The following is a 24,771-nucleotide window of genomic DNA, read 5'->3' as shown; positions in this document are numbered from 1 at the left end:
ATTAAATTTCATTTCTTTCCGTATCATTGATCTCGATTGTTTCGATCGTATAAGTAAAACCGGTCTGAATGACCGTGTAAATCTTCTCACGATCATAGGTTGTTTGTTCATTTAAGTGATTCGTAAAGGTGAACTTCTCTTTCGTAGTGACCTCAAATACCTCAACATCGATTTCTTTCGTTTCCACTATGGTGTTCTCTGTAAATTCATAAGAGTATTCTTTGTCCTGCAGATCACCTATATAATCAATTAATTCTTCTTCTGCTAGACTTCCAGGCTTCATGTAAGAAGAAATCAATGAATAATCACGATCATTCAATGCCTGTTCATAGGCGTCCCTGAAATCCAGGACATACCGGGCCGCTTCCTCAGCAAATAATGAAGCTTCTTCAGTCTTTGTCTCGTTTACTTCCTCTTCATCGTCAAACATGAAAGAAAGGCCGCCCCATGATACTTGATCCTGAGTGATTGGCTCGCTTTTTACCTTCTTTCCATCCGGTGTTTCAATCTCGGCAAACATGGTCACCTCCTGATTGACAGGAAAAGGTCCCAAGTATTCGAATTCCTCAAGCTTCGAGTTGGTATTTTTCCCATTCACATATAGAATTGCTTCAGGGTGATTGGTATCAATCCCATAGGCATTGCCTTCAAACTTCATTTGGTAGGTCGATTGATGGTCCTCTGATGATTTCACTTCAATCTCCTCTGCTAAGGTAAAGTCACCGAAGAGATTGGAAGCTTCAGCTTTCACGTTATATGTTCCAGGATAAGCATCACTAAGCTTTACAGGCTCCTTGCTCCCATCTACACTGATCTTTCTATTACCAATCTCAAAGGTGGCAGGCTGCATATTGGTCGTAAAGAACACCTGATTAGGAATTGCTTCAATCTCATATGTATCATATAGTCCGAGAACCTTATCCCTTTTCACTTTAAACACATCGTTTCCGTATCGATCCTTCACCATTGCGTCCGCACTCGACTCAATCTCGGTAATGGACACAAGCTGTTCCCTCATATCTTCCCAATCCATCTTGCTTACATAAGAAAAATATTGCTTTTTATCTAATAAAGCATCTTCTACAAACGTTATGTACTCCAAAAAACCTTCTTCACTATTATTCAGCATCGCATTGTTCATTGATTGAATATCTTTTAATGGATCATAAATAGAAGATAAAATCATATGAGTACCAGTCAACCCTGCCACTAAAAACCCAACCACAAACAACGATACCTTTGTCTTCTTCGACATTGGACGCTTTTCTACTATTCTCTCTTTTTGCGTCACATTTCTTTCTCTCTTCGCTCCACAACCTTCACAAAAATCCGGGTCGTTCTTTAGAGCATTTCCACATTCTGTACAGTAACTCAAATTGCTGCCCCCTTATTTTTTATGAGTAAATTAATCCCTTCACCTCCAAACGTTACCATTATATCATTTGTACAATAAAATAATAGGTATAATTAACTATTTATAATAGTTAATTATACCTATTTAGTGTACCTTTCCTCCAGCCCCGTCAATGTGCTCATGTAAACAAAAGAATAAGTATTATCTTATTTTTTGAAGAACTTATTTGGAGATTTTGGTATGTAAGGGGAATATGAAACCTTTTTCTCTTAAGTCCGTATATACAAATGAGTCTTCCAACTGGGGTGTTTGTTGTGATTGAATTAATAAATGATTACACGGGTTTGTTAACTGTATATTCAATATATGGAGTTATACTGGTAAGTCTTATACTGACATGCCTCTTGGGTTGGCTGGCCAAATCTTCTTTCCCTTTTACCAATTCACGATGTGATGTTGAATTCGCTGATGTTAAACTGACCTTACGATTATATAAAGATCGCAAAGCTGTGCCTGTCGTGACCTGGTTATTCAAAGCTGTCAAACGACATAACTACCCTGATGAAGAAGAGTCTATTTTTCCTTAAACCTATACTAAACATTTAAGGAGGAATAGATTTTGAAAGTGAAGGTTAGATTGTTTTGGAGTTTGATATTTTTTACATTTTTGATCTTAACGGGGTGCCAGCAAACTGATACAGGCGGCGGCGGACTGCTGAACAAGTTTTTTATCAGTCCATTCTCTATAGCTATCGAGGGATCAGCTCATGTGCTGGGGGGCAATTACGGGTTGGCAATAGTGTTTATAACCATTCTAATTCGTTTAGTACTATTGCCTTTCATGCTTCAGCAGATGAAAAGCCAAAAACAAATGGGCATCAGAATGAATGAACTTAAACCTGAACTTTTAGAGGTTCAAAAGAAGTTAAGAGAGACAACCAATAAGGAAGAGAAATACAAGCTGCAGCAGAATATATATGAGCTATATAAACAACGCGGTGTAAATCCTTTAAACCTTGGGTGTCTCCCTCTATTGATTCAATTTCCTATTTTGATGGGACTGTATTATGCAATACGTGATTCCCAAGAAATATCAAGTCATACTTTTTTATGGTTCAACCTGGGCCAGCCTGATTTATGGGTTACCTTTATTGCAGGTATAGTTTACTTCCTGCAATTTAAAGTAAGTCAGAAACACATGACTGTTGAACAGAAACAACAAATGAAACTGGTTGGTCTTTTATCACCAATCATGATTATTTTTTTCTCTTTTCATGCACCAGCTTCCCTTCCTTTATACTGGGCTGTGGGAGGGCTGTTCTTAGCTTTACAATCATATTTAATTAGTAAATTTTCAGGATAGGCTTTGTGCCCATGTAATAATACAAAATATGTATTATTGTATCTTTATAAGAACTTAATGGAAATTTTGGTATGTAAGGGGAATTTGTTTTGAAAAAGAAGTTCATTGTTTTAGGTTTATCAATAGCAGCTGCAGCTCCATTATCTGCTATCCTGCTTGTGTTATCAGATATTATATTAAAGGGTGAAGAGTACAGTCTTGCTATGATAGCGGGATCCATTATGACGATTACCTTGTATGAAATCGTTATTTACTTAGTAGTGGGGATACCTGTCACGCTAATCATTGACTTTATTAAGAAGCGCATGATCAACAATAAAACTCGTGATTACCTGGTAACCGTTGCTTTGTATTTCATCCCTGCACTGTTGGTAACCTATCTATTACTAGATGGAATAACGGTAGAGAATCTGACATTTGTCTTGATTCCTGTATATGTATATATGCATTTTGTTTATTTTTCCGAAAAGAAATTTGTGCATTAATGAAGAACAAGAGACCAAATCAACTCGATTTGGTCTCTTTCTTATGGAACGATAGTTTTCCGTGTTGATAATAAAAGAAGCAAGAGCACCGTTCCCATTGAACCTACAACACTGCATTACTTAAAATATAAACATAATACCAAATGCCTGCAGCGCTGAAAAAGAACAGCAAAAGGACCACGCCCGTCACTTTGTAATACTGCTTCACCCAAAACCCTAAGGTGAATACTGCATATAAAACGCCGATGTTCATCACAAGATGAAGGACGCTGCTTTCCGGATCTGACGACCATATAAGCTGAGATAGGAAAGGTTTAGACAGCATTTCCAGCGTAATGAACGTACTTCTCATTCCAATCTCCATTCCATATGTACTTACTTCCAGGAGCAGGTTCCCTATCAAGAATAGAATAAAAAGAAAAATGATCCATAAAAACAGGCTGGTTGTTTGAAAGACTGATTTTTTAATTGGGATATTCTCTGATTTTATCGTTTTTCTTAGAAACATTGATTATAGCCCCCTTTACAATAAAGCGGAAGGGGACCCTTCCCCTTCCACTCCACACGCTCTACTAGCTATTCAATTGTATTCACTGGATTAATGGCACCATCTTCAATGGTAAAGACATTCCATTTGACTCCCGCCTGGTTTACAGGAATATCGAATTCCCTATAACCATTTTCAGTGTACACTTTTATTTTTGCAGATGAATTGGACATGGCTGTGCTTCCCGGATTCGACTGGTTGGTGTAATCATGGATGTAATAGTGATAGACGCCGCTTTTCAGATTGCGAATGGTAACTGTCTCAGGTCCATAAGATGTGACATCATCAATATCCAATTCGGCGTGTACAATCCCATCTTCATAATAGGTTTTATCCCCATAGAATACATGGAATTCTCCTCCGTCTGATGCAGGCCCGGTCAAATGAGAGTCCAGGTCACTCGGCTCCGCACCCCATTCCAATACAATCCTTACTTCATCTTCATCAAGAGCAGGTGACATCAGAAGCTGTTTGACTACTTCCATCCCGCCTATGGCAGTGACGTTGATGAAGGTAGTGATGTATCCATCTTTACTTATTTCGATTGTGTAGTAACCCGTTTCGACATGTTCGAATAAGAAGGAACCGTCGTCCCCGGTCTCGGTTTCATATAGTACTTCGCCCGACCTTGAATTGAAAGATTCCCTTACCTTTATGACAGCACCCGGAATGATGCCTCCATTATCGGCTCTATAGGCATGCCCTTTGATGATTCCATCGGTTCTTCCTTCATATTCACTTGGAATCTGCAGAATCGTTTCAAGGAATTTCTCTTCATTCTCTTCCAATGTGATGCCTTGATATTCAACAGGCATATACCCGTTCTTACTGATTAAAATATTTCTATTCTCACCTGATTCGACCTTGACCCTGTAATTCCCTTCTTCATCGGATAAACCGAGCGATTTATCGAATTGGTGGCTGGCATTCAGCGAGCTGATTGCTGCATTTTCAATCGGGCTGTTCGTAACTGCATCCTTGACATGCCCTGAAAGGATGGCGTCAGCATCGGTTAAGTAGGTTGATAGATAGGTTTCAACATCTTCGCGGAGATTCACATTCAATTGAGGGATACTGTTAAAATTGAATCCGCTGTCTCCCTCGTCAATCCAGTCCGTCACGAACTTCTCCTTTTCCGTGAAAGGAGGGAAAGGTTCATTTGAATAACTGCTTACTTCACTGGCAAGGACATCGACCCAATCCCCACTGAAGTTTAGATAAGAATATCGGCTGTCACTCGTTTGATTGAAATCCAGTTTTTTTAGTGTATACTGATTGAAATCAGAAGTGCTCAAATCACTTGTATCGGGTAAAAGTATATTTCTTCCGTCAGGATGATCAATCGGTCTCTGGGCAAAATCCTCTGCTGTCAAGTCTGAAGTCAATCCTGCCAATTCCTGTCCTTTTTTGCTGAATCCCATAAAGATCGGCACACTCAAATCATACGTGCCCTGAACAGGATAAACCGCATGAGCCCCTCTGGCAATCGCAATGATCGGATGGTTATCATGATTCGGGAATAGATTGCTGTCGTCTTCAAAAGGCATAACGAGCCTTGAGGAAGTCCATGAATAATCATCACCGTTCAAGCCCATCGTCTGACCCGGCAAGTGACCGGATGTGCTGATGCTTATGGCTTCATTGTCAGCACCCAGTTCAATCGTAATACTTTCCCTGTCATAGTTATGGGCACCTGAACCAGGATCGGCAGCCGTTCCATTCTTTGGATCAAAGGCGTAAATCATGTGATAGTTCAGGAACTTACGGCCGTCCTGCTCAATGTAAGAGTAATAGATTGTGGAGTTCTCCCTGCTTCCAGTCACCTCCTGGAGCCCCAAAGCGTTTTTCCCATTGATGACGTAGTCAACATGGCCGTTATACGAGAGGTATTCCCCCAAGTGATGAAAAGGTATATCCTTTCCTTTATGAACACCATCAAACCAGTTTGATATATCCCCTACTTTCGTGGTTGGTATATCCGCTGATAATAATTCTTCAAATGATATAGGGAAGAATTGCTCATCTTCCTGGAATACAGTGATCGGTGCATACTTCCTGGCCATTTCACTTATCTCGCTTTGACTCATCAAACGTGGAGAACGTTCGATATAAATATCCTGGATCCAGAATAAATCATCAGCAAAGTCTTCTTCGGAGAAAACGAATCATCCTCAAATAACTTTACCTGGTAGACACCGTTGTTCAATTTTTTCTTTATGGTCAAATCATCATCTTCCATTTCAGTCACGCCCACCAATTCGGAAGGATCACTATCCACGCCTGTTTGTTTATAAATTTTGTAGTAGTATTCCGGGTTTCCGATTTCAAACGGGCTGTCATCGATATTCTGCAGATAAGTAAGTTCTGCTTCAAAATTCCCATCCGAATCATTTCTCTTGATATTAAACATTTTTCTAATGCTAAAATCATCAGCAAGCACCTTATTGGCTTTGAATAAGTTTACGATTCCTGCAGCGTCTTCTACTAAATCAGTGAAGAAACCAGAGGATACTTTCGTCTCTGCCCTTGTAAAAGGGATCAGGGTCACAGAATCCTTCAACCTGAAGCTTGCTGCCTCCTGTTCTTCTGAAATAGTGAAAGGGAGCCATTCTAATATTTTTTGGCCATCTTCCACATAATAATCCCCTACCCCGTAAGGAGTATCCTTATAGTTCACTTTCACGTTAATATAAGCATCCGTTGTCAACTTCTCCTCTGGAAGCTTAATGGAAACAGGCGAAGAAACGATTGATACCTTTTCCTGTTCATTGATGATGTCACTCAGCGGGAGAGTTGTATCATTCTCAAGGGTGATATCTTTCACGAGCTCGTTCCCGGTAAATTCATATACATTTCCATCCTGGTCCGCCAAGCGCTTGGAGAAAGTATAACTTTCCTTCGTCGTAAATTCATAAGAATAGGATCCATTCTCAGACTTATTCTTGTTGTTATTCTTGTCTGCCTTTACCTTTAGCTCAACAGAGTAATCTGTATTGGGATCCAATGTAACACCCAGCACAACCAGTTTGTTCACACTCTTGTCATAGAGACTTTCTACTTCCCTATCATTAAGGGTAAGAGAATATTTCATGTCTTCAAACTGCTGCCTGTATCGTTTAAAATTCTTATGTGAGGAATCCAGCGTAATCTCTAGTGGAGCGGCAGGATCCACCTCCAGGTTACCGTTTTCCGGTGCTACACTTTTAATTGGCAATTCATGCTGCTGATTTTTCTGAGCTTTCGCTGACACATCGCCATTCACCATAAATGGCTGGAATAATTGAAAGATCAAACTAATAATAATGATAAAAATCCATTTTTTCTGCTTCACTTTTCTCCTTTTCCCCTTTCTGGCAATCACATTTTCTCTATCCTTAGCCCTGCACACATACACACATAACCTCCTTTAGGGCTATGTTTTATTATAGTTCAAAATACTTACTTAAAAGGGATATATTCCTAAAAGAATATTACAGAAGAAAGTAAATCGTATTAATATAAAACTTCACTAAAAAATGTTGTTTAACAGACATAAATAGACTGGTACAAAATTTTAAAACCACTGTTTAAACAAGAAGATTTTAGAGTAGGCTTTAAAACACCTCTAATGATGTTCGTGCAAGACTTCCTTTTCCACAGGGTTCTTCGTATTGCACTCCAATCAACCGCTAGAAAGAGCTGAAATCTAAATGTGCACTGAACAAATTAAAAACCGGAACTAATGAATCCAAACCGCTTTACTGCAAAACCGTAAACATATACCCATGCTGCATCTTCTCCGCCCGGATCCACCCATACTTCTCCAGCCGCTTGATCGACCGCTGAATCCTCGAAATGGAATATTCGTCAATCTTATTCCCGCTATAGAACCACAAATAGTCTTTCAGTCTACCCAGCGATGCTATGTACTGACCTTTCTCCAGAAAACGCCCTCCCTCATATCCATCTTCTTTCTTCGCGTGGGTAAGAATCCATAAATAAATCCGCAGATCCTCGGTGTGACGAAAATTCGTTTCCTGAATCATTCCATTTGTTTCCAGTATTGAACCGTACATTGTCATCTCCTCCTTTACCCCCTATATACAACCAGCCGGTTCAAACGGATACCGTGAGAGAAACATTTTTTATTTATTTCTGTTTCACATGCCAATCAGGGGTTGAGCGTGAACCACCGGGGGCACCACAGCTTACCTTTACATCGAGAGATAAGTTTTCCCCTTAGTGAATGCCTTCAACTCTGCCACCAGCTTCGCCTTCTCCGCTTCAAAATCGTCATCTTGACTACTCTGTTCACCCTTAAACCACTCCGGCAGCTTTTCTGTGCGCACCGATTTCCTACGCTGTCCGACAACTTTGCACACCAGCCCTGGATTTTCTCTCTTTCTTATGCAATAAGTCTGTATGTCTTATTTCCAGAACCTTGTACACTGAATGATTTTTGTTATTAATCTCTTTTTCCTCCCCCTAAGCAAACATTTTCTCCACTCAATAGGAAATGCGACCCCCTTTATCCCTTATTTACTATAAATAAACTAAGTAATATAACTCAATTTTATTACTTTATATGGAATTTACATGGTATTATTAGGTAATAGATTGCTATTTTTACATTTATTAGGGGGATGAAGTTGAAAAAGGTAAAGATTTTGTTTCTACTGCTGTTTTTACTGACTTTAGGATCGGAAGCAAGTGCACAGGAGAATGAGGTAGACAGACTTGGCGGGAAAGACCGATTTGAAGTTGCTGTGAATGTTTCAAAGAAAGGGTGGGGAGAATCTCAAACTGTCTATCTAGTAAACTACCTTGCTTTCGCCGATGCATTATCGGCCACTCCATTAGCTTACCAATCTAATGCACCAATCTTGCTTACACACGCCAATTCTTTAACCAGTACTACAAAGGATGAACTCATCCGCTTAAAACCTTCCAAGGTGGTACTTGTTGGCGGACCCGCAAGTGTCTCACAGAAGGTTGTCGAGGATTTAAATAAAATAGGAATTAGAGATATTCATAGAATTGGCGGTAAAGACAGGTATGATGTATCTGCCAATGTTGCAAATAACCTCCATACAAACGATACAGCCGTTATCGCCACGGGGATGACGTTTGCAGATGCCCTGTCTGCAGCACCTTATGCCGCAAGAAACAGTTATCCTATTCTGCTTACTCGAAAAAGCGATATTCCAGCATCTGTTTCACAGTTTCTGAAAAACAAAAAATTCACCTCTACGATCATCATGGGAGGAGAAGGAAGTGTTGGAAAAGAAGTGGCCGGGAAGCTGCCCAATCCAGAACGAATTGGAGGGTCAGACCGTTACGCTGTAGCAGCAAATCTGATTAGACAGAAGAATATTCCAGCTGATGAAACCTTTGTCGCAACCGGTCTGTCATTTGCCGATGCCCTTACTGGATCAGTCTTAGCAGCTAAAGAAAATAATCCCATTCTTCTTACAAGGGCAGATAGCATGCCTGTTGATACGAAGAAAATCATCGAGGAAAAGAAGATTAAAAATTATATTCTATTAGGCGGTCCTGCATCTGTACAAGAGGAAATATTAAATGATTATTCGGATGCATTGATCATTGAGAATAACCATACGATTGAAGGTTATACAGATAAACCAAGCTATAGCGCAGGCCAGACAATTGATTTTAAGGTTCATACACTTCAACCCACTTTCTCTTTAGAAGTGAGGAGATTCGGAAAAGAAGACTCCGTCGTTTTCGAGAAGGTTGAACTCACAGGAACAAAGCAAAACTATCGAAAATATTCATATAAATACGGAGCCGGGTGGGCAACCAGCTATTCTTTTCAAGTTCCTTCTGATTGGAAGAGCGGCCTTTACGGTGCCAGAGTTTATGACCAGAGCGGCGAAGAATTCTACATAATGTTTACAATAAAGAATTCAAGCAGCACGAAACCAAAGATTGCAGTACTCGCAAATAACTTTACCTGGGAAGCTTATAACTTATGGGGCGGCGGTTCTTACTATGGGTACAAGATTAATGATGGTACAAATCGCAAATATGCTCAAATCGTAAACTTTCAAAGACCAAATCCAACAATTAACCCTTACAAAGACAGTATTCATCTGCCTTTCGCAGAGAAGTTCTTACTATCCTGGCTGGAGAAAAACGGATATTCCTATGATGTAATATCCGAATATGATTTACATCACCAACCGGGGATCCTTCAGCAATATGAAACTTTAGCATTAAACTCACATAGTGAATACTGGACCAGGGAAATGTACAATGGGTTTGAATCCTTTTTGAATAAAGGCGGAAACGTCCTTAACCTTTCAGCTAACAGCATCTATTGGAAAGTGGCTGTGAAAGGGGATCAAATGGAAGTACGCAAAGATAGAGGGTACCATACCTTAACAAACGAAAAAGGCGGCCTGTGGAGGGACTTATCGAGACCTGAGTCAAAACACCTGGGAGTAGCCTATAATTATCTCGGTTACGGGACATACACTCCTTATAAGGTGGAAAGACCTGATCATTGGATTTTCAAAAATACAGGGTTGAAAACGGGAGAGTTGATCGGAGAAACAGGAGTAAACGGACGTGGTGCTGCAGGCGGTGAGACTGATAAGATCACCCCTCATACACCGAAGAATTTCGTTCGTCTTGCAAAGGGACAGAATCCCAATCAAGGCGGTTCTGATATGATTTACTACGACACCCCTTACGGAGGCGGAGTGTTTTCAGTCGGTTCCCTTACATTTACCGGGACTCTTGAAAGCGATAAAGATATCTCGCAAATGGTTAAGAACGTTTTAAATCATTTTCATAAATAATATCAAAAATGATTTTGGGATAAAACTAAAAAAGAACAATTACAGTATAGGAGCATAATACCGCTAATGATTTCCGTGCAAGACTTCGCTTTCCGCGGGTAGCCCGTGAGCCTCCTCGGCAAGCCTGCGGGGTCTCACTTGTCCAGCTGCAGGGCTTAGAGGCACATGTCATAAGTCAAACCGACCAAGAAGGCAAAGAACGCCTTCCAGGCCGATTCGTCTTATGCCACACGCCTCTGAGCAAAGCTCTTTCGCTTTTCTGATAAGCTACTCATCCCGCAGGAGTCTTCGTCTTGCACTCCAATCAACCGCTGGAAAGAGCTAATCTAAAGTACTTTTGATAAATATAAAAAACCCGACCAAATTTGCCTCGAATAGTGCAAATTAGGTCGGGTTTTTCTTAGACTAAAACACTTACGTCCCAGCCTCATTTCTTTAACTAACTCATTTGAGTATTACAGATAACAGAAAAGATCAGCCTACATCTTTTCGTCTTTTATTGTGAGCCTCTTTAATGTTGACGGTATCTTTCACTATATAAATAGGCCGGTTTTTACTTTCATCGTATATTCTCGCAATATATTCACCGACTATGCCCATTCCCAGCAATTGGACTCCACTAAAGAATGTAATGGCCACCATGATGGAGGCCCACCCTGTTTCCACTTCACGTCCGAAGAGTTTGATGGAAATGGCATATATAAGGACTAGAAAGGAGACCAAGACCGAAAAGAAGCCCAGAGTCATGACTAATTTTAGGGGCTTGGTTGAAAAAGCAATGATGCCGTTTGAAGCAAATCTGATCATTTTCTTCAGCGGGTATTTCGTCTCTCCTGCAAATCGTTACGAGAAGGAGGAACAATATGGGAGGGCAATTCTTTCATTTTTTACATAGATTTATCTACTTCTTATTCTTTGCACTGATTTTATTTCTAGTGGGACTCAACATCTTTATGAGCAGAGGATATAGTACAATCAGTCAGGAAACACCCCAATACCTTAATGTAATAACATTGATTCTTGCAGTATCACTTTCAGCCATGATATTTTTATTCAGAAAGAAATTGATTAGGTTTCTGGAAAAAATCCCTAAATTCTATACTGTTTTCATCTTGTTGGGATTAAGTTTGCTTTTACAAACCATTGCTATTCGGGAGTTGTCCGTTACCCCTTCCTGGGACTTCGGAGCCGTAATAGACAGCGCAAAGCTCTTTGTGGAGAGCGGAGAAATTGGTGAGTATTTCACCATTTATCCAAATAATATCTTACTGGTTTGTATACTTGCATTGATTGGAAAAATTTCCACACCTGACCTTATCAATTTTCAAGTCTTTAATGTCATTATCATTACCATAAGCCAGTACTTAATTTATCGAATCGCTGCAAAGGTGGCAGGAACAGCAGTGGGAATAGCAAGTTTACTAGTCAGCGTACTTTTCTTTCCCTATATCTTTTTTGCACCTATCGTATATACAGATACTATTTCACTCATCTTCCTGCTCCTGCCTTTGCATATTTTAGTGAATAAGAACGGAGAATTCAGGAGCCATGTTTTTTTAGTCATTGCAGCATCCATCCTATTTTCATTCGGGATGCTATTAAAAGGTTCACTTGTGATCTTTTTGATTGCCTTCAGCATCGTTCTTTTTTTAAACCAAAAAAAATGGAGAAAATTATATTTCATAATACCATTCATCATTCTATTAATTGTTAAGTCGGTATTTAACAGCTCCATTTATCAATTCGAGATTTTGGATATGGTAGCTGTCGAACAAAAAAGTATGCCGGTTACCCATTGGATTGTGATGGGGCAAAACAAAAATAAGTTTGGAAAATACTCTCAGAATGATGTCGTGTGGACGAAAGATCTGTTAGCAAAGCATTCAAGAGAGGTAGTCTCTCAAATTCACTATCAAGAACTGAAAAACCGAATTTCCGAAAAGGGTCTAATGGGGAATATATTATTTAACATAGAGAAGATTGGCCATACCTGGACAGATGGAACCTACTACTCTTTAAATAAACTGAGGCGGATACCCGAACATCCAGAAAACTTTACCAAATTGACTACTCAAACACCTGGTGACTTGGTCCAAGGGTATGCAAGGGTCCAGCATCTCATGTTGCTGATCGGATTGCTGTTTTTTTAAAAATTAAAGAACAAGAATTCCTTCATTACCTTTTCCATGTTATCGCTTATTGGATTTTTTTCTTTTCTTCATCATTTGGGAAACGCGTTCAAGGTATTTGGTTAGTATGACTCCTATAATCATCATGATGAGTTGTATGGGATATTTAAAAGTATTTAATGTTAATCATAAAGGTAATTCAAATATTTCAGACTAGAAAGAGCCTACTTTGTTATATTTTATGGGAAGAGCCATTACTTTAACTCCCTTGCCCGACGTGCTATCCGCTTCACCTTCATTCCTATACCATTTTCTCCCCTGTCACGTTGCTGGAACAGACCGAGAAGCGTTCGCAGAACAAAAAAGCCTTCAAGATTATAAATTTATTAATCCGTAGAGCTTTTCTATATAAATGGTAAACATGTTGGCGTAACCCTGAAAAACCTTGGCAAACGGTGGTAAACTCCCTTGGCTAATTATCAATGCTTGAATATATAGTATATATACCAAAACTCACTTTTCTTGGAATCTGTGTTAATACTATAAAATCGATTAGAAGGAAATAGCATTATACAAACAAAAACAGCCATCGAAGATTTGGTTTCGATGGCTGTTTTGAAGATAAAGATAAATGAATGACCCCCATATTCAGGGGCTCAAAATGGATAGATTAAACATACACCAACTCTTTGTAATCTCTGGCTGGATGGAAATTAGAAGCCATTAGTCCTAACTCTTATAGCTTGAGAAGTAAAAGACTTACATGATTTATATACAATGGTCTAATAAAAACACAAAAGCCTCTCTCCTAGATGGGTTGGGGCCAGCTCTAAATTTCCGAATTCATTCAAAATAAATCACAAAATTTCCATATTTACGAAGAAAATTGAGTGGAAGAACGAAATCGCTACCGCGGTGGTTAATTTTACAAAAACAAGAAAAACCAAAACGCGTTCATTAGTAATACATAATACTAATGAACGCATCAGCCCTAATACAACTATAATTATAAAATACCCTTAACAATCTTCACCCAACCAAAAAATGATATCCAAAGCGGAATACTCAAAAGGGTTCCCCAATACATTCCCTCAATAAAATTACCTTCTTCTCTCATCAATATAGCACCCCTAACCTATAATTAGATACATGGAGCCAATGATTTATGTATGTTCATTATAATGAATCCTTACTAAAAAGCTTGTCAGATTTACACTGCATTATATAAGAGCATTTATCTTTTTTCGTCGAATCACATCTTTGAATCTATAATTCCCCTATAAAACTGTATTAAAACTCCCATATTTTAGAAACAATAAACCTCCACCTGTATTAGTGGAGGTTTTTTACATTGATTACGATTATTTAACATTTTATATGCTTCTTCCCTGCTCCTCACATTCAACAACTTCTCACGATACTCCTCATCCATCAACTCACGCGGAAGCAGCTGCAGGATTTTCAGATGTTCGTTTCCTTCGCTTTCGTTCGGAACGGCAATCATGAAAGATCAATTTCGCGTCGGAGCTGTCCAGGCTGTTCCAGTCCACTCCGTCCTTCTTGATTCCGAAAACTACGCTTGGCTTTGTCACTGCATCGGACTTACCGTGCGGAATCGCGATATTTATGCCGATTCCGGTTGTGCTCTCCTCTTCACGGTTGAGGGTCGCTTCCTTAAACGTGAGGGAGGACGTCATCCTGCCTGTCTGTTTCAACCTCTGTATCATTTCGTCGATGACATCATCGCGTGTCGTCCCCGCAAGATCCACATTGATAAGGTCAAGGTTTGTGAGATCTGTTAGTTGATTAATTTCATTCACTTCCGTAACAGTCTGATTAACCTCTTTTTCAACCGGTTCAGGCTGGACAGGCGGATTTTCAATCTTCATCCTACTAACTTTTTCAATTCTTTTACAATCTCAAATAAATCATTTTGATAGTGAATTTCAGAATATTTCATTTCTTTCATCATACTAGCAAAACTCTTCACCTGCGCCAACTCTTCCCATTCTATCGTCTGGCATAAATTTTTCTCTTTCAGATGAGCAATCGTATTCCTGTCTTCCTTTATAGACTGACGATTGATAATAAGTAAGGGAGTATTCCCTATCACTGCCTCACCCACAGTTCCCCAACCGGCTTTTGTAATCGCTAGATCTGCCGCCGCAATAAAGTGGTGTGTATCTGTGTAGTCGGATGGAATCCGGTAGACATTTTCCCTGTCGATCACTGTATTAGAGGAAACAATAAAGGTAGTCGCCGGGTCCTTCCAAAACTCAAATTCATCCAGTCCATCATGATCAATCTTCATCCCCAGACCGAAATACACCAGCTTCTTTTCCCCAAGAGGATTCAATAACTTTCTGATTCGATCAACTTCGCAAGTGTTAATTTCTCGCGATAAGAAGCCGAAAGACTTCGTATAGAGCGTGTTCCAGTCAGGTTCACAAGCCCCTGCCAGTGTAAAGAAGCCAGTCATAGAATCATACGCCTCCTTCATCTGGCTAAGCTTTTCCTCCTCGATTAGTCCCTCATAAGCTGTATACCAAGTGAAATTGGATACTCCTACAGAAGGTATGCGTATTTTCTTTGCTGCTTCAAATGGAAAAGCCACAATGTCCGATAGGACCAGTTCCACACCCTCGCCTTGCAAAAAAGTTGCTTCTTGTGAGACACGTTCATTCCATTCCTCCATATAGCGATCATATTCCAGGTTCAATCGCTCCAAATCTGGTTCAATGAAATTTCCCTTTAAAAAATATCCGATGTCAGTGGGGATAAGTCGAAACTTTACACGTGAATCGTTAAAATTCTGCTGTAAAAATGGCATGGCAAATGAGTTACAGATCGTGATTTCAACACCGTCTATTTTATTCAAAAGTCCATTGATAATACCAGAACTCCTTGTGGCATGTCCAAATCCATAATCGGATATGTAGTAGGCTATTTTCTTCTTCATCGATACGTACGCATCCTCTCTGTCTAACATTCATACAACACCCATTTATCTCATATGACAACGCATTCAGTGGTCGACTATATAACATTATTCATCAATTAATGGTTGACCAGACTTAATAGAATGACAACAAAAATAAGCCACCTCGGGATTTATCCCAAGGTGGCTTTCTCTTTAGTGAGTTACACCAATCATTTGATGTACCCGTTCCATTACGCTTTCTTCAAGCTTTTGTAACTTAATTTTACTATCTTTCACTGAAGAACCTTTTACCCCAAAATAGAACTTGGCTTTCGGCTCAGTTCCCGATGGTCTTACACAGAACCATGAACCATCTTCCAAGAAATATTTAATTACGTTTGACTTTGGAAGATCAATTGAATTAGTAGTACCTTCAGACACTACTTTCCGCTCTGATGTCTTATAGTCTTCAATTACAGAAACTCTCACCCCGTTTATTTCTACAGGAGGATTCTTTCTAAACTCTGCCAGAATTTCAGCAATCTGTTCTGATCCTGCTTTCCCTTTAAGAGTAAGTGATTTAAGAGACTCTTTAAAATATCCGTACTGTTCAAAGATTCCCATTAACCCATCAAACAATGATTTGCCTTGCGACTTATAATAAGCAGCAACCTCAGCAGCAAAAATTGCCGCTTGAACAGCATCCTTATCACGGACAAAATCACCAATTAAATAACCATAGCTCTCTTCATAGCCAAACAAGAAGGAGTACTCACCGGTTGTCTCAAATTCTTGAATCTTTTCTCCAATGAACTTAAAACCAGTAAGCGTATCAAGAATTGGAACCCCAAAGCTCTCAGCAATGACTCTGCCAATTTCAGACGTAACGATTGTCTTAATGACCATTCCATTGTCCGGAAGAGTTTCATTATATTTCTTTTGGCTTAACAAGTAATGAAGCATCAAAGCGCCCATTTGGTTACCTGTCAACACTTCATACTTTCCATCAGCGTTCCTAACAGCAACCCCCAAACGATCTGTATCCGGATCTGTCCCCATTAGAATATCCGCATCTTCTCTTTCACCGTACTGAATTGCCAGTTCGAATGCGGCATGTTCCTCAGGATTAGGAGACTCGACGGTAGAGAAATCTGGATCAGGTAGTTCCTGTTCCTTTACTACTGTGATGTTTTTGAACCCAAAGTTTTTGAGCCCTTCTCTTACTGGGATGTTGGCTGTACCATGTAAAGGAGTAAACACGATTTTCAATGATTCAGAAGTATCTTCAATGATAGTTTCATTTTGTCTAATTGTAAGTAATTCTTTCTGATAAGCCTGAACAACTTCTTCCCCGATGTACGTGAGTGTCCCGTTACTCACCAATTCTTCAGCCTCAGCAACTTCAATGTCTAATTCATTTTCCACACCATTTACATATTGAATTAATTTTTCTGCCGTTTCAGGCGGAACCTGTCCACCATCTGATCCGTACACTTTATAACCATTATATTCAGGCGGGTTGTGACTAGCCGTGATGACAATTCCGGCAAACGCATTTAAATATCGAACTGCAAATGAAAGAACTGGTGTTGGCTGAAGCTCCTTAAATAAGTATGACCTGATTCCATGCTGACCAAGAGTCTTGGCTACTTCTAAAGCAAACTCAGAAGATTTATGCCGAGAATCGTAAGCAATTGCTACACCTTGTCTCTTGGATACGTTCCCCTTTTCTTCAATGTATCTAGCTAATCCTTCTGTTGCTTTACGAATCATATATAAGTTTAGACGGTTTGTTCCAGGTCCTAATTCTCCTCTTATACCACCTGTACCAAACTCTAGATATTTATAAAATAAGTCTTCTATAGCTTGTTTATTATTTTGTACATCCGATAATTTTTTCTTTAACTCTATGTCTAAATCAGAATAATTAATCCACTTTGTATAATTACTTTCCCAATTCATATTTTCCCCTTATAGAATTTTATTTTTTACTGATAAAAATCAATATCTAATATAATTTTCCCAGAAAATGCAACCTTCCTTAGTTAATCAGAACTCCCAATATAAAAAAGGAGCCCAATTGCTCCTTTTTTTATATTTCTATTAGAATGAGATCATTTTTGATTTCGATGTTTGAAAATGTTCAATTACTTCTTCCCAAGTAAACAAAAGTCTTGTGAAATCTTCGTCAGAGATGCTTAAACCTGTTTGAACTTCAATGAATTCCAAATCTGTTATAGCTTTTATTCCATGTCTTTTTTCTGCAGGTAAATGTATAGTGTCGCCAGCTTTCACACGTGTTATATGATTATCTAATGCTAACTCTCCTTCACCATTTATAATAGTCCAAACTTCATCCCTTAATTTATGATAATGATAGCTTGAATTTTTACCCGAATGTATACAAATCCTTTTGGTTACCATCTCAGATCCTTCATCAAATTTAACATAGTCTAAAACCCTCGACCAACCCCAGATACGCTCTTCATACATAGGAGGATGATTAAAATCACCGATAAGTTCTTTAATCTTAGGACTTGAAGCCTTATCAGCCACAAGAATACCATCAGGGCTGGCAGCAACAACTAAATCTTTAGCACCAATAATTGTAACTGGGATATCTAATTCATTAACCAAGTGGGTATTTATGTTATTATCCGCAAGAATCCCTTTCCCTATTTGGTTAGTATCCATTTCTTCAGTTAGAGTATTCCATGTTCCTAAATCTTTCCAACTACCATCGAAAGGTAATGCAATAATATGTTTAGCTCTTTCAACTACTTCATAATCGAAACTGATTTTTGGAAGTTTATTGTAATTCAAAATCAACTCGTTATAATCTGTAGACAGTCCCTTGTCTCTAAGAATATCTAAAATGTATCCTAACTTAAATGCGAAAACACCACAATTCCAGAGTGCATTCATTTCAATCAGTTTTCTCGCTTCTTCTTCCTTGGGTTTTTCCGTAAAGTGATTTACATTTAAATAGTCATGTTCTTTTGTATTATTATTTGATGGGATAATATATCCATACTTTGAAGAAGGATAAGTTGGCTTTACTCCCATCAAAGCTAAATCTGCTTTTGTATTAATTAATGCTTTTTCTAAGTCTCTAACTCTCTTGAAAAATTCATCTTCAACATACGGATCTACAGGTAGAACTAAAACTACTTCATCTTCGGGTGTTTGTTCTGCAAATAAGTGTGTTGCAGCTAAAGCTATTGCAGGAAAAGTATCTCTTCTCTCAGGTTCAATAATTAAGGGGATATTTTCACCTATTTGACTGTGAATCATATCTCTTTGCATTTTAGAAGTGGCAATTACTGTAGAGGCTGCTAATTCTACAGATTCTAACTGTTTCCAAACTCTTTGGACCATTGATTCTTTTACTTCATTTATTCCTTTTAATACTTTTAAAAATTGTTTTGACCGAGTGTCATTAGAAAGTGGCCATAACCGCTTACCTGATCCACCAGAAAGGAGTATTACTTTCATAATTAAAATTCTCCTTTTTGTTTTTGATTCCAAATAGCTTGGGAAATATTGAAATCTTCTTCCCAATCAATATCTAATGAAGTAACTGTATCTAACGGATACAATAATGGCTTGGTTCCTATTCTATTTCTAAGTTCTTTATAAGTAGAAACTTCACTCAAAAAGAACCCACTATTCACTTCAAATAAAGGTGAAATATTTTGAGTCTGTGGCCATTTAATCTCTTCTGGTTTATAGTTTATTGGACCGTTTGAATTCCAAATGAACTTTTTCAATTCGGTAACACTCATCATTGAATCAAATCCAAATTGTTTTCTTTCGAAAAACTCTTTTATTGCTCTATCATATGTTTCCTCATCTATAAAAGGACTAGTGACATGTGTCCACATTACATAGCAATGCTCTTTGATAATTTCACCCACATATTCTATTACTGAATCCGTCGTAGCCTCAGATGTAGCTAAAAATGCGGGCCTATCCAAGATTTCGTATTCTTTGTTACTGTCTTGTAATAGATCTTCTGATATTTCTTTTACCAGCTTATCATCAGTTGAAACAATAATTTTATCAATTAGTTTAGATTTTATTAATTGATTGATTTTAATTGACGTAAGCCCTCCATTGATTCCTGCAAAAGTTCTGGTATTTTTATTTATTACTCGTTGACTACCTTTTCTACATGGTAGAAAAGCAACTATTTTCGTCTTCAAAGCTACCCCACCAATTCTAAGAGTGTATTAACACTAGCTATTGACTTTTCTTCACATTCTTTTATTAACATTTCGTTTTGCTCAGAGTATTTTTTCACAAAAAGAAAATCTATGTTATTTATAAAGGCAGCTTTATAATCTTGGATTGAATCACCAATCATAAGTGCCTTACCAATATTATTCTCTAATATATTGCCTATAATTTCATTTTTTGGAGTTGGAGATCCAAAGATCCCATTAAAATATTTATCTAAATCCCTCTTTTTGAAAACTTCTATTAATTCTTCCTGGTCACTACCAGATGCAATAAAGCATTTCTTTTCACTAAGACTACTAAGCAATTTTAAAGAACCCTCTGTCATATCTACCTTGGTATAAAGTTCAATACAATTCTTTGAAAAATTCTTAAGCATTACCTTGTAAGTTGTTTCTTCAAATTTATTTTCTAATATATTCGATAGGAAATATTTGAATTTTTCATACCTGGAGATTCCACCATTATTTTTATGATAATCTAAAAAATCTTCTATATAATTATTGTCATAATCTTTTAGCGTGATTTTGAAAGCATCAGATTTTTGCTTATTAGAGTCTAGCAGCACACCGTCACAATCAAATATTATAATGTCATAACCATTAAGAATATCCATCGTCCTATTTAACTCCAATATTTTTTTTGTTAGCAATATAACTGTAAACAGAATATCTATCTATATTGTATAGAGATGGGGTTAAGGTTTGAATATTGTTCTGTTCAATGTCATTGTAACAATTGATTATTTTCTGATTTTCAGAAGATAACGATCTTTCTTTCTCAGTTAAACCAAGATATCCATCAAAACCAGCTAAATATACATTTTTTGATTTGAATTTCAGCGAAAGAGTTAATGCCATAGCAAGTGGAGCATCTTCTTTAACATCATTTTCAAAGTCAAGTCTACTGTCTATCTCAATAGTATAGATAGGAGAAACAAAGTCATCCTCTTTAATTAATTTTGCTGTGTTATGAGTAACTATCATTCCTTTAATATTTCCGTTATCTCTACTAAATGACCCTTTAATTTTGTTTCTTTCATCACCGGGTAAACATACAAACCTTTTTAAATCTGGAACATTAAACAGCTCTTGATTTTTAGTAGTGCTATTAATGATCAATGCATTTTTTTCTTTAGCAAATTCAATAATTGCATCGTGATGGTTGGATAATTCTTTACCACCACCAATTATTATGACATTTTCGTAAGAATCAGAATTCTCTTCCTCAATTTGAGGAAGGTATACGTTATTGTAATGATTACTTTCAGAAAAACTTTCAATTATGCTCGAAGCTGAGTATCTGTTTTTTGAAAGTAAACTCATTACTTTATCTTGTGGTAACCCATTTAATCCTGCAAACATATATGGCAGGGAGGTCCCCCATCCATATTTATCTTTTAATTCATTAAAAACATTTACTATTTGTTCAATCGCATCAAAATCAATTGGGGTATTTGATGTTTTCGATTTATAAAGAGTAATTAATTCGGTTTTTAGATTACCTGCTCCCCTACCCATACCAGTGAATGTAGCATCTACCATAGATACACCTTTATCAACAGCTTTTAGTGTATTAGCAAATACTAACTCTAGATTGTCATGCCCATGAAAGCCAATCTTTACTCCATGAGAATTCTCATTAAAATGTGTAATCAACCTTGCGACTTGATCAGGAGTACATGCGCCATATGAATCAACAAAATATATATAGTCTAAGTCATTTATGGAATCTAAATTTATTAAGTAATCAATATCTGAAATTGTTAGTTTAGATAGATACATAAGATTTATTGCTACTTCAAAACCTAGTTTTTTTGCTCTGGATGCTAGTGAAATAGAATAAGATATATTTTCAGGCGAGGTTGCAAATCTAACCATATTAACATTTGACTTACATATATTTAATAACTCAACAAATTGTTCTTCATTATTAATATCTTTGGTGTTTATCATAATAGCTATTTTCTGGTCTTGCCTAATATTCTCTCTAATAAATCTAATCGTGTTAATAGGTAAGTAAAAATATTCTCCTAAGTATCCTTTTTTTGAAGGACTTCTATATCCAATCTCAACATAATCAATTGGGAGCGCAGCAACAGCTTCAATATATTTATTTACCAACTCTTTACTGAAATCCCAATCAGTATAATATCCACCGTCACGTAAAGTACAATCTAAAATTTTAAAATCACTCATAAAATTCTCCTCCTTGGTTTTTAATATTACTCCCGTTAACAAAAAATATAGATAAAGCTATTAGAAGCATAAATAATATCTTTAAATTTGTGTTTACGAATAAGCTTTCTGTTACTCCACTGCCAAGCAAGCTTATTAAACTACATAGTAAGCAAGATACAATATATCTATCTTCTTTTCTATTGCTATTGAAAATAACCTTTAATGATTTAGTGATTGTTACCAACAATATAATTATTACTGATAGTAAAGGGATTATCCCTTTACTATATAAAATATGTAAGAACATATTGTGGGGAGCAACTAAATCAAAAATCAAGAATGAGGTCATACTAGGATCTAAAAAGTCTGTTCCACTTCCTAAAAACATATCTTCTTTAGATTGAACCAATGCAATTTTCCATAATTTTAGCCTATCAGTTAATTCTTTTATATTATTAATATCTAAGTTGAAAATTCTACTTTCAAGAATACTCGGTTTAATCATGGTAATTATTATTAATCCTATACTCGAAATAATTATTACTAAAATTAGTTTAATCATAGTTGATGAAAATACATTCTTCTTATAATTAAGGAAATATAATAATCCAATGCAAAATGCAGAAGTTAGAACACCACCCCTTGAGCTTGTAAACACTAATGCTAAAAATTGAATTGTAATTGTAAGAAGATAATATACTTTCCACTTTTTCTTTATTTTTTCTTTTAAGAATATAAAAGATAGGATAATTGTTGATCCTATTAATGCGGCAAAGAGATTATGAGCATAAAAAGTACCGTGTGCCCTAAATTTATTTGTCTCAGGGACAAACGCCCTTAGGTGTTGTATGTCAGCTGTATTTTTATATAAAGGTATCTCATTAAATAGTCCTAAATATCTAAAGTTTGTTATTAAACCCGATAGCATGGTACCATTGGATACATACTGAATTATTGCAATTATAGATGCAATTGTTGCAAATGCTATTAGGACTTTGATTACTTTTAGTACATTATCCCTACTTATCAATACAATTGTTATCAGAAAATATAATGATATATACGGTATTTCAAAAATCAAGGATTTTGAAATACCAACTAGAAAACTACCTTCATACTCTATTATGCCTACTGTTGAAAACGCAAAATAAATAGTAAATAATACTGATATAATAAAGTTTTTCTTATTGGTTGAAGTTTCTAGATAAGTATTGTTTTTAGTGGGAAAATATAATAACAATATAAAAACAGAACTCATTACAAATAAATCTATAACACCAATACCACCAAGCTTGAAATTATTTTCGAACAACACTATTCCCGATATAAAAATAGTGTAAAAGAAACCGAGACTCTTTTTAAATAACAATAAAAATATACCTATTAAGGTTATAGCGAAAAATAGTAATGTACCGAACTTGACTAACTTAGGAGCTGAAGCACCAATACCAGCAACTATACCAATTATTAGAAAACAAATTAAATATAATGGGCTATATTTTGTATATAAATTCATTATTTTTCTCTTCTGTTATTCAATAAAGAAATGTTAGATTTTGTTAATGTTTTAAAGGACTTTCCTTTTTCTTCTCCAAAGTTTATAATATCCCCCAAATATTTTACATGTCTCTTATAATATTCTGTATACAATCTATCCCTAAAAAAAGAAGGGTGAGCTTGTTCTATGGTTCCCGTCAGTTCGTCAAATTGAACACTAGAACTATGTTTCCAAAAATTCTTTTCTTTTTTTTCTCTTCCATCAACTCCAATTATATCTATCCGGTCACTAATTGAAGCTGCAAACGGAAGCATAAATAAAGTTAGAATATTCGAAGAATAGTTTACATAGAATTTATCCATTGTTGGAAAATTAATCCCATTTCCTTTTGGTACACCTATAATATAGTTTTCTAGTTCCGGATAATGCCTTAATAATAATGGAGCTGCTGTTTCAGGAACAACAACGTAACTATTATATTTCTCCACTGTCTTTAATACATGGTTTCTAAATATAGTTGAGTATTTATTTGAACTAAAGTGATAAACAGGATCGCCGAATGTGATTATTCTTGGTTTTATTTGCTCTAGTAGCCTATCGTTTTTCACAATACTATTACAAATAATATTAAAACTATTTTCAAAATCCATATTAAAAGCTTTATCAATGCTTGGACCAGTTGCAAATACTGTAACTCTGTTCTTATTGTTTTCTTTAAGTAAATTCGTAAAATTTCTTTTGTACAATGATTGTAAATCAGTAGTTTGTTCTTTATTTAACGTTTCAAAAAATAGTTCTCTAAAATTAGAACTTTCTGTATGTGAATAAAAATTCGGATCTACAATTTTTGATATTGCAACTAATTTAAATGGTAATTTTTTCATTTCTTTTTTATCCCAAACAAGAATTAAATCAGTAGTTAAAGAACTAATATTTTCTTTACTATCTCGTATTTTTAAATGAGATAATAACTCCTCATCCAAAAATTTATATTGATGGTCAGGAATCTTATATAACGTATTTTTTACATCAAAGCCTTTTGCAATTATTTCAATTTTATATTCTCCATAGTTAGGTAAGTACCACGCTAATTTATTTAAAAATTCAGCTAGTTGTTTTTCTTCATGAAACTCAGGATAAATTAGAATATTCTTTAATTCTGATTTGTTTTTAAAGATTTTATTTGGTATTTTATATAACTTGTTTTCAGCATGCTTACTTATGACAGAAAAAAGTTTAGTAGGATTCATAAA

The 24,771-nt window shown here is 36.6% G+C and carries 17 protein-coding genes and 2 pseudogenes; 4 read left to right on the top strand and 15 right to left on the bottom strand.

Going from position 1 to position 24,771, the window contains the following annotated elements:
- Position 1: 1 nt before the first annotated feature.
- Complete coding sequence (locus AAEO50_RS00745; protein ID WP_341979362.1) at positions 2 to 1,375, bottom strand: TcaA NTF2-like domain-containing protein; 1,374 nt, start codon at positions 1,373 to 1,375, stop codon at positions 2 to 4.
- A 604-nt stretch (positions 1,376 to 1,979) separates the two neighbouring features.
- Here AAEO50_RS00745 and yidC point away from each other — a divergent pair.
- Together yidC and AAEO50_RS00735 are read left to right on the top strand one after the other, a co-directional pair.
- Positions 1,980 to 2,717 (top strand): membrane protein insertase YidC, encoded by a 738-nt coding sequence (gene yidC, locus AAEO50_RS00740; protein WP_341979485.1) that lies wholly within the window; start codon positions 1,980 to 1,982, stop codon positions 2,715 to 2,717.
- Between the two features lie 89 nt (positions 2,718 to 2,806).
- Positions 2,807 to 3,202: a hypothetical protein gene (locus AAEO50_RS00735; RefSeq protein WP_341979360.1), complete on the top strand. Its 396-nt coding sequence runs from the start codon at positions 2,807 to 2,809 to the stop codon at positions 3,200 to 3,202.
- A gap of 103 nt (positions 3,203 to 3,305) precedes the next feature.
- Here AAEO50_RS00735 and AAEO50_RS00730 read toward each other — a convergent pair whose 3' ends face one another.
- From AAEO50_RS00730 to AAEO50_RS00715, 4 genes are all read right to left on the bottom strand, one after another.
- Positions 3,306 to 3,710, bottom strand: a complete 405-nt coding sequence (locus tag AAEO50_RS00730) for a hypothetical protein (RefSeq protein ID WP_341979358.1) — start codon at positions 3,708 to 3,710, stop codon at positions 3,306 to 3,308.
- A 68-nt stretch (positions 3,711 to 3,778) separates the two neighbouring features.
- Positions 3,779 to 5,836: a carboxypeptidase regulatory-like domain-containing protein gene (locus AAEO50_RS00725; RefSeq protein WP_341979356.1), complete on the bottom strand. Its 2,058-nt coding sequence runs from the start codon at positions 5,834 to 5,836 to the stop codon at positions 3,779 to 3,781.
- Positions 5,836 to 7,143, bottom strand: coding sequence for a hypothetical protein (locus AAEO50_RS00720; RefSeq protein ID WP_341979355.1), 1,308 nt, complete (start codon positions 7,141 to 7,143; stop codon positions 5,836 to 5,838). The genes AAEO50_RS00725 and AAEO50_RS00720 overlap by 1 nt, the downstream gene beginning before the upstream one ends.
- Before the next feature lie 343 nt (positions 7,144 to 7,486).
- Positions 7,487 to 7,804 carry a hypothetical protein gene (locus tag AAEO50_RS00715; protein WP_341979353.1) on the bottom strand — a complete coding sequence of 106 codons (318 nt, stop codon included), beginning with the start codon at positions 7,802 to 7,804 and terminating at the stop codon, positions 7,487 to 7,489.
- Positions 7,805 to 8,377: 573 nt separating this feature from the next.
- Here AAEO50_RS00715 and AAEO50_RS00710 point away from each other — a divergent pair.
- Positions 8,378 to 10,552, top strand: coding sequence for a N,N-dimethylformamidase beta subunit family domain-containing protein (locus AAEO50_RS00710; RefSeq protein WP_341979351.1), 2,175 nt, complete (start codon positions 8,378 to 8,380; stop codon positions 10,550 to 10,552).
- A gap of 474 nt (positions 10,553 to 11,026) precedes the next feature.
- On the opposite strand, the pseudogene AAEO50_RS00705 reads toward AAEO50_RS00710, so the two are convergent.
- Positions 11,027 to 11,395: pseudogene (locus tag AAEO50_RS00705) on the bottom strand (glycosyltransferase); the annotation flags it as partial.
- Between the two features lie 20 nt (positions 11,396 to 11,415).
- Here AAEO50_RS00705 and AAEO50_RS00700 point away from each other — a divergent pair.
- Positions 11,416 to 12,702, top strand: a complete 1,287-nt coding sequence (locus AAEO50_RS00700) for an ArnT family glycosyltransferase (RefSeq protein WP_341979349.1) — start codon at positions 11,416 to 11,418, stop codon at positions 12,700 to 12,702.
- A 1,285-nt stretch (positions 12,703 to 13,987) separates the two neighbouring features.
- Here the strand turns inward: AAEO50_RS00700 and AAEO50_RS00695 are convergent.
- The 9 genes and pseudogenes from AAEO50_RS00695 to AAEO50_RS00655 form a co-directional block, all read right to left on the bottom strand.
- Positions 13,988 to 14,492 (bottom strand): annotated as a pseudogene (locus AAEO50_RS00695) (fructose PTS transporter subunit IIA); the annotation flags it as partial.
- 74 nt (positions 14,493 to 14,566) lie between these two features.
- Entirely contained in the window at positions 14,567 to 15,670 is a 1,104-nt protein-coding gene (locus AAEO50_RS00690; RefSeq protein WP_341979347.1) for a hypothetical protein, read from the bottom strand.
- Between the two features lie 144 nt (positions 15,671 to 15,814).
- Entirely contained in the window at positions 15,815 to 17,563 is a 1,749-nt protein-coding gene (locus AAEO50_RS00685; RefSeq protein WP_341979345.1) for a phospho-sugar mutase, read from the bottom strand.
- A gap of 141 nt (positions 17,564 to 17,704) precedes the next feature.
- The gene (locus tag AAEO50_RS00680) at positions 17,705 to 19,096 is read right to left on the bottom strand and encodes a sugar phosphate nucleotidyltransferase (RefSeq protein WP_341979343.1); all 1,392 of its coding nucleotides are present in this window, start codon (positions 19,094 to 19,096) and stop codon (positions 17,705 to 17,707) included.
- A 2-nt stretch (positions 19,097 to 19,098) separates the two neighbouring features.
- Positions 19,099 to 19,806, bottom strand: coding sequence for an acylneuraminate cytidylyltransferase family protein (locus AAEO50_RS00675; protein ID WP_341979341.1), 708 nt, complete (start codon positions 19,804 to 19,806; stop codon positions 19,099 to 19,101).
- A 2-nt stretch (positions 19,807 to 19,808) separates the two neighbouring features.
- On the bottom strand, positions 19,809 to 20,456 hold the full coding sequence (locus tag AAEO50_RS00670) for an HAD-IA family hydrolase (protein ID WP_341979339.1): 648 nt from the start codon (positions 20,454 to 20,456) through the stop codon (positions 19,809 to 19,811).
- Between the two features lie 4 nt (positions 20,457 to 20,460).
- Positions 20,461 to 22,038 carry an aldolase catalytic domain-containing protein gene (locus tag AAEO50_RS00665; protein ID WP_341979337.1) on the bottom strand — a complete coding sequence of 526 codons (1,578 nt, stop codon included), beginning with the start codon at positions 22,036 to 22,038 and terminating at the stop codon, positions 20,461 to 20,463.
- Positions 22,031 to 23,536: an O-antigen ligase family protein gene (locus tag AAEO50_RS00660; RefSeq protein ID WP_341979335.1), complete on the bottom strand. Its 1,506-nt coding sequence runs from the start codon at positions 23,534 to 23,536 to the stop codon at positions 22,031 to 22,033. The genes AAEO50_RS00665 and AAEO50_RS00660 overlap by 8 nt, the downstream gene beginning before the upstream one ends.
- Complete coding sequence (locus tag AAEO50_RS00655) at positions 23,536 to 24,768, bottom strand: hypothetical protein (RefSeq protein ID WP_341979333.1); 1,233 nt, start codon at positions 24,766 to 24,768, stop codon at positions 23,536 to 23,538. Before AAEO50_RS00655 ends, AAEO50_RS00660 begins: the two co-directional genes overlap by 1 nt.
- Positions 24,769 to 24,771 lie beyond the last annotated feature (3 nt).

The organism is Rossellomorea oryzaecorticis (genome assembly GCF_038405515.1).
In the GTDB taxonomy this organism is placed as follows: Bacteria; Bacillota; Bacilli; order Bacillales; family Bacillaceae_B; genus Rossellomorea; species Rossellomorea oryzaecorticis_A.
Note: the sequence above shows the minus strand (reverse complement) of the source record. Positions and strands in the feature narration are given on the sequence as shown.